Raw genomic sequence first — 8,034 nt, 5'->3', positions numbered from 1 at the left:
ACCTCTCCCTTGCAGACCTGGCAGCTCCTCTTGGACAGGTCTCTCACCTTGATCAATGGTCCCAGGTTTCTTCTTGGCGCCAGGGGCTCGAGCTTTCCAATTCCTGCCAGGAACCTGTTCAGGATCTCTCGTGGCTCTCCAACAGCTACGATCTCGCCCTTCTCCAGCCAGATCAGCCTGTCCGCCAGATAATTGTGGACCTCCGGCAGGTGGGAGACGACGACTATTGTCAGGCCAAGCTTATCCCGAACGTTCTTGATGGCATCTAAAACCTCCTGCTTCGTGGCCGGGCAGGCCATGGTGGCCGGCTCGTCCAGCAAGAGGACCTTGGGCTTTTTGGCCAGCTGTCTGGCGATCACAAGCCTCTGCTTCTCACCGCCGCTGAGGATGGTTGCCAGGTGGCTGGCCTTCTTTTCCAGGCCCACCAGGCCCAGGTAAAAGAGCCCCTCTTTGTACATTTCATCATAATCAGCATTCTCGGGTATGGGCAGGACCTCATAGCCCGTCTTGCGTGAATGAATTCGTCGCACCACGTTATTGAGAGCGGACTCCGTCCAAAGGGCAAAGTCCCTTTGCAGGTGTATGGCGGTGGCCGCCATCCGCGCCCTTATCTCCTCATCGCTGGAGTCTGGGGTGATGGTAGTTCCGTCCAGGGTGATCTTGCCGGAATCAAAGCTCTCCATGCCTCGCAGGATCTTCATCAGGGTGCTCTTTCCGCCACCGCTCTTGCCCACTATTCCCAAAATCTCGCCCGGCTGGGCGGTGAAGCTTATGTTTTTCAGGACCTCGATATCCCTGTCATTTAACCTGTAAGTCTTGGAAAGATTCTCTATCTGCAGCAAAATCATACCTCCTAACGTACTTTTGTTCCCGTTTCCACAGCGTCTCTCGGCCTGAGAAGCACTGCCCTGCCTTCCACATCAGCCGCCAGGAGCATGGCCTGTGACTCTATTCCGAAGAGCTTGGCCGGCTTTAAATTGACCAAAACCACTACCTGTGTGCCCACCAGGTCCTCCTTTGCATAGGACTGGGCGATGCCTGCTACCACCTGGCGGACCTCTCCCCCTATATCCACAGCGAGCTTGAGAAGTTTGTTTGAGCCTTTAATGGCCTCTGCATTCTTGATCTCCCCTATTCTTATATCCATGGACTGGAAATCCTCAAAGGAGATCTCTTCTTTCTTCTTATCTTGCGTTCCCTTGCCTTTGGATCCGGCCTCTTTTATCCTATCCATGAAGATCTTCTCCAGTTCTTTGACGAATTTCTCCTCCAGGCGGTCGAAGAGGATCTCAGGGGTTCCCAGGCTCTGGCCGGAGTCCAGGGGCACAAGAGCATCTTCTAAAGCGATCTTACTGACCTCTCCTGGCATGCCCAGCTGCTTCCAGGCGTTTTGCATCTTTGCGGGCATTACCGGTTCCATCAGAATTACCAGCGCTTTGGCGATCTGCAGGCAGCTTCGAAGGACAGAGGCCGCTGCATTCCGGTCGCTTTTGACCAGCTTCCAGGGCTCATGGCTCTGGAAGTAGGTGTTTCCATAGTCGGCCAGGGTCATCACGCTGTCGGTGGCCTTCTTGAACTCGTACTCCTCCAGGCCGGATATAACCTCGGCCATAGTCTCTTCGATCCGGGCCAAAACATCAGCATCGATCTTGCCCTCAGGCACCTTTCCCTCGAAGTTTTTCGCGCTGAAGGTGAGGGCCCGGTTGATGAAGTTGCCAAAAGCCCCCACAAGCTCGGAGTTGACCTTATCGGCAAATATGTTCCAGGCGAAGTTGACCTCTTTATTATGAGCGGTATAGCTGGCCAGGTAATAGCGCAGAAGGTCGGGATGAAGGCCTCGGTCCATGTAGTCGTCCTTCACCCAGATGACATTGCCCCGAGATTTGGAGAACTTCTTGTCATCGATCTTGAGCATGCCGCTGGCAACTACTGCCGAGGGCAGTGTATATCCCGCTCCTTTGAGCATCGCCGGCCAGAAGATGCAGTGATGATAGACGATATCTCCGCCGATGAAGTGAATGATCTGGGAAGGTTTTTTCCAGTAGTCCTCCCAGTCCCGGCCAGACCTGGCGCACCACTCCTCAGTGAAGGCGATATAGCCTATAGGAGCGTCCACCCAGACGTAGACCACCAGGTCGTCGCTGCCTGGAAATCGGACCCCCCAGGCCATATTGCGGGTTATGCACCAGTCTTTGAGCTCCGAGCGCACCCATTCCGTGGCATAGTTCCTGGCCGAGGCGGTTCCTCCCAGGGTCTGCAGATGCTCGAGCAGAAAGTCCCGGAATTCAGAGAGGCGGAAGAAGTAATGAGTCTGTTTGCGGTACTCTGCCCTGCCGCCGCAGACCTTGCAGATGGCATTCTTGATCTCTCCCGGCTCCAGGTGGCGACCGCATCCCATGTCGCACTCGTCTCCCCGGGCGGGCTTGCCGCAGTAGGGACACTCCCCTTCCACATATCTATCCGGCAGGAAGCGCTCGCATTTGGGGCAATAGGCAAGATCGATCTCCCTGGGATAGACGTAGCCGTTCTCCATGAGAGCTTCTACCATCTCTTTGGTGCGATTGTGGCAAGCAGGATCGTCAGTATCGCCAAAGAAGTCGAAATCAATCTCCATTCCCTGGAAGATCTCATCGAAGTGCTGGTGATACTTGATGGACAGAGCCTTGGGGGTCATTCCCTGAGCCTCGGCATTGACCACGATCGGGGTTCCATGGGAATCCGAGCCGCAGACGAAGAGCACCTCTTTGCCCATCTTTCTCAATCCTCGGACGAAGATGTCCGCTGGTACATAGGTTCTTAGGTGGCCCAGATGACAGGGCCCGTTGGCGTAAGGGAGGCCGCAGGTTACAAGGATAGGCATTGACAATTAAGAACACCGCCGCTGGATATGAAAGAACAGGGAGATATAGGTTTCCCAATAGCTCTCGGGGGCATGGTACAGGGATCCTGGTCGGAAGAATCCTGGATAAAATGTATATAACCGGATGATAAAATACAGACAATAGCAGAATGCAATTTAAAGGTGAAAAGCATGAAGTCAGCCATTTCATGAGAGATGATGGCAAAAGTGGGGATATTCAATGAATAAGATGTGTTTAATTATTCCGGCCTTCTTACTGGCACTGGCTATGGGCCCGGCAGGAGCCTACCCTCTGCAGGCCAGCGATGGAAATGCTACAGTAGTCCTGTTTGGTTCAATCAGGATGCCATATGAGTTAAATGATAGTGAGGAGGTCCTGAAGGTGGATACCGGGCTTCTGAACGCCTCGAATGCCACATATCAAATGATGGATCAGTATGATGCTGTTTACGATCCAGCGATGTACAAACCCCTGAACGAGGGAAGGCAGCTGGTCTATTTCGTGGTTCCAAAGGACAGCCTCTTCAAGTTGATTACTGTGACTCCTGAGGGCGGAAGACCCATCAATATCAACTGGTGGGCTACACCAAAAGCCGGCAATGAGTTTCTGCTGATAAGGTACTATGGGATCACAGACTGGCTGATAAACCCAGACGAGCAGGGAATAGTGGTTCAGGTCCGTGGGCAGAACAATGGCACCCAGGATGTAGTATTCAGTCCAGAGAATTTCGTCCTTCTTGATCAGTGGGGCTGGCCGTATAGTGCAACTGCGGGATTCGATACTGAGGTCATAGCTACTGGAAACGCGAGCCAGGATCGTGCGCTGGTGGGCTTCAGCGGCATCTCTTTGCAGAGCAGGCCTGTGTCTCTGGTGTATGGCTACTATACCGATAGTCCCATTGTCATTGACTTTAATAGCGACTATCTGCAGCTCACAAATGAGCAGGTCTATGGGACGGCGGGAGCACAAAATGTCTCCGCAGCTCAGCCTGCCGGGCAAGCAGTCCAGCCGATTGCATTGGCCGCTGCAGCGACAAACGAGAGTGCTGTAGCTGGAGCTGCGGCCAACAACACCACAGCCCAGAACGCAACCGTGGCCTCCAACATCAATTCCAGCGTCAGCTCCACCAAGGCCAGGCTTGCTGCCGCGAGAGAGAGGCTCAAACAGCAGACCAAGGATGATACATCAGCGGAAACACCAGCGGGCAATGCTACCCCCGGCACTGTCGAGCCTATAACCTCGCTAAACACAAACGATATCATGTAGATATAGGGCTGAAAAAAGATCCAATGTCGATCAAGCTGAGAACAATGGGCAGCAGCGAGGGGCTTTTGCCCTCCTGCCCCATCAATTCTGCTCTCCAGATAGATCCTATATTTCCTGCAGCTTCTGCAATCTTTTTAATACTGCAGCGGCATGGCCATCCACTTTGACCCTCCTCCAGATGTATGCTATCTTTCCCTCTGGATCGATGAGGAAGGTGGACCTGACAGTCCCATAGCTCTCTTTGCCGTACATCTTCTTCAGCGCCCAGGCCCCATAAGACTCGGTGACCCTATGGTCCGGATCGCTCAAAAGCGTCACCTTCAGGCTGTGCTTGGCGGCGAACTTCTCGTGGCTTGCAGGACTGTCCCGGCTGATTCCCACCACCTCTGCGCCTAGCTTGCGAAAATCCGGCAGATGGGCAGTGAAGTCCATAGCCTCTCGGGTGCAGCCGCTGGTGTTATCCTTGGGATAAAAGTATAAGACCAGCCATTTGCCGCTATGGGCATTAAGGCAGATCTCCTGACCCCCTGCTCCGGGCAGACAGAAGTCCGGGGCAACATCGCCAATCTCTATCATATTTAGCGCCATCCTCGATGATTCTAATAATTGATAGGATTGGAGAAGTGAAAATAAAAGGCTATGGGAAGAAAGATAATATAACTGTAGGACGCGCAGATTTCGCACATTAGCCAGATTCTATCCAAAGGGCTTTCATAGGAAGATTAAAATTGTATTATCTCATCTATAATGCTAATAGCATGAAGGTGGAATTGTGAAGGCAGCAATGGCAGTATTAATTGTCCTTGGAGCGGCATCGCTTTCCCTTCTGGCCGCGGATGGCATCGAATCTGAAGGGCTTACTATCACCGGATCTGCTACACCCATATCTGGCTCAATGAATATAGATGCTCAGAGCATGGAGGATAAGATCGCTGATTTGCAGAGCGGTTCCGTATCCAACGCCAACCAGTCAAATAACAAGCACAGCACATTCTTTAGCATCGGTATTGATACTGTCCAATCGAATGGCTCAACTGTCGATCTATCAAAGCTCATCAATCTATCCTCCAATGATTCCACAAATTCCAGCGCTGAAAATGCCTCGATCATTAAAACAAGAACACTGAACTGGACTGCGCTCAACACCACTGCTTTTAATGCAACCGCAGTCAATGCTTCTGACCGGATCGGGTCCGGCAAAGATTCAATGTATTCATCATCCCAGGGCGGATTGGGCAAGAGCAAGATCGGATCCAGTATGTCCCTGGAAGGGGATTTCGAGGTTCAAAGATCGTCGAGTTATTAAAATATTTATTTTTTTAAATTTTGTATCTAAATTCAGACTGGTATCCCCCTCGCTAGCCAGGAAAATTTTTGGGCAAGTTGAAAATGCGTGATCTAAACAAAGAACTGGTAAAATAGGAATCTTTATATGGTATTATTGGTTTTCTGCCAACATCAAGAGGAATAATTGAAGAAATACAAGATAGATGTGGGCGATAGCTTGGAGCTGGATGAGGTAGATAGGACCATTCTCACTAACCTTCGAGAGGACAGTCGCATGAGCCTGCAGGAGATATCGCGGAGGTCAGGCATTGCCGATGCAACCGTCCAATTCCGTCTGAAGCGCATGAAGTCCCAGGGGGTCATTGAGCGGTTCACCATCAGCGCCAGTCCCGCGGCCACTGGCTATACAGTAACCGCCATCATGCTGGTCCAGACCGATTCCGAGAGCCATGATCGGGCGGTTCGGGCTCTGGTTTTGATCCCGGAGATAACCGAGGTCTACGGAATATTAGGAGAGTACGACCTCTTCCTCAAGGTCTGGTCTCGTGGCCTGGAAGAGCTGAAGACCATCATCAACGACCGCATCCGTTCCGTTGAAGGGGTTAAAAACCTCCTGGAGATCGTGGTCATGGATCGGGTGAAAGAAGAGAGCCCTCCTGTCTAGGATGCATTGAGAATATCGAGCAGATTAAGCTAGCAGAGAATTGAGCAGTTGAGATTGAGCTGTTAAGGAACTGAGGTGATATGTGGCGCACATCCAGGGGCATCGCTGAGAAGATCACAGCCACCGGCCCCCTTTGGGTCAAGGAGGCAGCAACAAATGGATCCAATCGGGTAAGCTTCTTCAGCCAGCTGCAGGGAATGAAGATCAGCGATCGGGAGGGAAATGCTGTGGGCAAGCTATCAGACCTCGCCCTCCAGCCTGGGGATACCCTGCTGGAGATCTCGCGCATCATCTATACCTCCAACATCCTGAGAGAGAAGGTCATCCTACCCATATCCAGCGTTGGCAGCATCAACGGCGATATCCGCCTGGATGTGTCCAGGGACGAGATCCCTCCGGGAAGGCTCTCTGAGAATGAGCTCCTGGTTACCGAGACCATTCTTGACCGGCAGATCGTGGATATAGACGGCTTGAAGGTGGTGAGAGTAAACGACATCCTCCTCGGCCAGGTAAAGAGATCCCTCTGCCTGGTAGGGGTGGACGTCGGTTTCAAGGGGATAATCAGGAGGCTGGGACTTGGCGGCCTTTCTGGCGGCCTGATGGCAAGACTGCCCAACCGCATTGTACCCTGGTCTTATATCGATCCCCTCGATCCCAACCTGCGAAGCCTTCACCTCAAGATCTCCAGAAAGACCATCAATGACCTTCATCCCGCGGATATAGCCGATATCCTGGAGGAGCTGAACAACAGGGATCGTCTTCTCATTCTCGACTCCCTGGGCGAGGAGACAGCCGCCGAGACCATGGAAGAGGTGGACCCGGAGGTCCAGGCCACCATGGTCAATCAGATGGAGAGCGACGATGTGGCTGACATCCTGGAGAACATGAATCCCGACGATGCAGCCGACCTCCTGGGGATAATGCCCGAGAACAAGGCCTCTGAGGTGCTGGAACTGATGAACGAGGTGGAGGCGGAGGAGGTCAGAGAGCTGATGGCCTACAGCAATAGCTCTGCGGGAAGCCTCATGACCACCGATTACGTTGCCGTCCCCTCCGGATGCACGGTATCGAATATCTTCTCCATTCTGAGGAGATCGGGAAAAGAGGTGGATATGATCTATTACATCTATGTCCAGAGCGATTCAGGTCAACTCTTGGGAGTCATGTCTCTTCGCGACCTGCTCTTGGCCGAACCCGATGATATAGCGAGCACCGTCATGAAAAAAGAGGTCCTGAGCGTACTTCCCACCTCGACCATCGAAGAGGTCACTAACCTCCTCTCCAAATACGATTTCCTGTGCGTGCCCGTGGCGGACGAGGAGGGCAGGATCCTGGGGATAGTGACCTTCGACGATGCTTTAGATGAGATAATTCCCGAAGACCTCAGGAAGCGCATGCCCTGGAACTACCATAAGCTGCGCAGGATCCGAGGGATGGACTGATGCAATTGGGTATAGGCCTGAGGGGCAGAGCTCCCCAGATATCCCTGGCCAGGCTGGCCGTGTTCCTGGCCATCATCGGGCCGGGGATAATCACCGCCAATGTGGATAACGATGCCGGCGGAATCACAACCTATAGCATCGCCGGGGCTCATTTTGGATACTCTCTCCTCTGGCTTCTCATACCCATAACCTTCGCCCTGTTCGTGGTGCAGGAGATGTGCGCCCGGATGGGCGTGGTCACGGGCAAGGGTCTGGCCGATCTCATCCGGGAGCGATTCGGGGTCAAGCCGACGGTGGTCCTCCTCCTCGGTTTCATTATCGCTAACCTCTGCACAACTACTGCGGAGTTCGCCGGGGTGGCGGCGAGCATGGAGATATTCGGAGTGAGCAAATATGTATCCGTTCCCGCGGCCGCGGTCCTGGTCTGGTCGATCGTGGTCATGGGCAACCGCCGCTCTTTAGAGAAGGTATTTCTCATCGCCAGTTCGGTCTACATCACCTATATCATATCCGG

At 52.9% G+C, this 8,034-nt stretch carries 8 protein-coding genes; 5 read left to right on the top strand and 3 right to left on the bottom strand.

Features of this window, described 5'->3' with window-relative positions; genetic code table 11:
* Window positions 1-842: ATP-binding cassette domain-containing protein (locus BP822_RS12240; RefSeq protein WP_286878382.1), on the bottom strand; the 842-nt coding region annotated here is incomplete at its 3' end.
* Window positions 843-853: 11 nt separating this feature from the next.
* A complete protein-coding gene (gene metG / locus BP822_RS12235) occupies window positions 854-2,860 on the bottom strand; it encodes a methionine--tRNA ligase (protein WP_286878381.1) in 2,007 nt (668 codons plus the stop codon).
* Window positions 2,861-3,080: 220 nt separating this feature from the next.
* Here metG and BP822_RS12230 point away from each other — a divergent pair, with 220 nt between their 5' ends.
* On the top strand, window positions 3,081-4,127 hold the full coding sequence (locus BP822_RS12230) for a hypothetical protein (protein WP_286878380.1): 1,047 nt from the start codon (window positions 3,081-3,083) through the stop codon (window positions 4,125-4,127).
* Window positions 4,128-4,232: 105 nt separating this feature from the next.
* Here the strand turns inward: BP822_RS12230 and BP822_RS12225 are convergent, their stop codons facing one another.
* A complete protein-coding gene (locus tag BP822_RS12225) occupies window positions 4,233-4,703 on the bottom strand; it encodes a peroxiredoxin (RefSeq protein WP_013720236.1) in 471 nt (156 codons plus the stop codon).
* Window positions 4,704-4,911: 208 nt separating this feature from the next.
* On the opposite strand from BP822_RS12225, the gene BP822_RS12220 reads away from it, so the two are divergent.
* The 4 genes from BP822_RS12220 to BP822_RS12205 all read left to right on the top strand — a co-directional run.
* A complete protein-coding gene (locus BP822_RS12220; protein ID WP_286878379.1) occupies window positions 4,912-5,433 on the top strand; it encodes a hypothetical protein in 522 nt (173 codons plus the stop codon).
* A gap of 165 nt (window positions 5,434-5,598) precedes the next feature.
* A complete protein-coding gene (locus BP822_RS12215) occupies window positions 5,599-6,078 on the top strand; it encodes an Lrp/AsnC family transcriptional regulator (protein WP_013720234.1) in 480 nt (159 codons plus the stop codon).
* Window positions 6,079-6,158: 80 nt separating this feature from the next.
* Complete coding sequence (locus tag BP822_RS12210; RefSeq protein WP_276837572.1) at window positions 6,159-7,520, top strand: magnesium transporter; 1,362 nt, start codon at window positions 6,159-6,161, stop codon at window positions 7,518-7,520.
* Window positions 7,520-8,034, top strand: a 515-nt coding sequence (locus tag BP822_RS12205) for an NRAMP family divalent metal transporter (protein WP_286878378.1), incomplete at its 3' end; no start/stop codon positions are given. The genes BP822_RS12210 and BP822_RS12205, both read left to right, overlap by 1 nt.

This window comes from Methanosaeta sp. UBA458, assembly GCF_002496085.1.
Lineage (GTDB): Archaea > Halobacteriota > Methanosarcinia > Methanotrichales > Methanotrichaceae > Methanothrix > Methanothrix soehngenii.
The sequence above is the reverse complement of the archived record's forward strand: the minus strand, read 5'-3'. Positions and strand labels throughout refer to the sequence as shown.

Bases quoted from the DNA above. Each gene is read 5' to 3' on its own strand.
- BP822_RS12230 (WP_286878380.1), top strand. From the start codon at position 3,081: ATGAATAAGATGTGTTTAATTATTCCGGCCTTCTTACTGGCACTGGCT.
- BP822_RS12225 (WP_013720236.1), bottom strand. From the start codon at position 4,703: ATGATAGAGATTGGCGATGTTGCCCCGGACTTCTGTCTGCCCGGAGCA.
- BP822_RS12220 (WP_286878379.1), top strand. From the start codon at position 4,912: ATGGCAGTATTAATTGTCCTTGGAGCGGCATCGCTTTCCCTTCTGGCC.
- metG (WP_286878381.1), bottom strand. From the start codon at position 2,860: ATGCCTATCCTTGTAACCTGCGGCCTCCCTTACGCCAACGGGCCCTGT.
- BP822_RS12210 (WP_276837572.1), top strand. From the start codon at position 6,159: ATGTGGCGCACATCCAGGGGCATCGCTGAGAAGATCACAGCCACCGGC.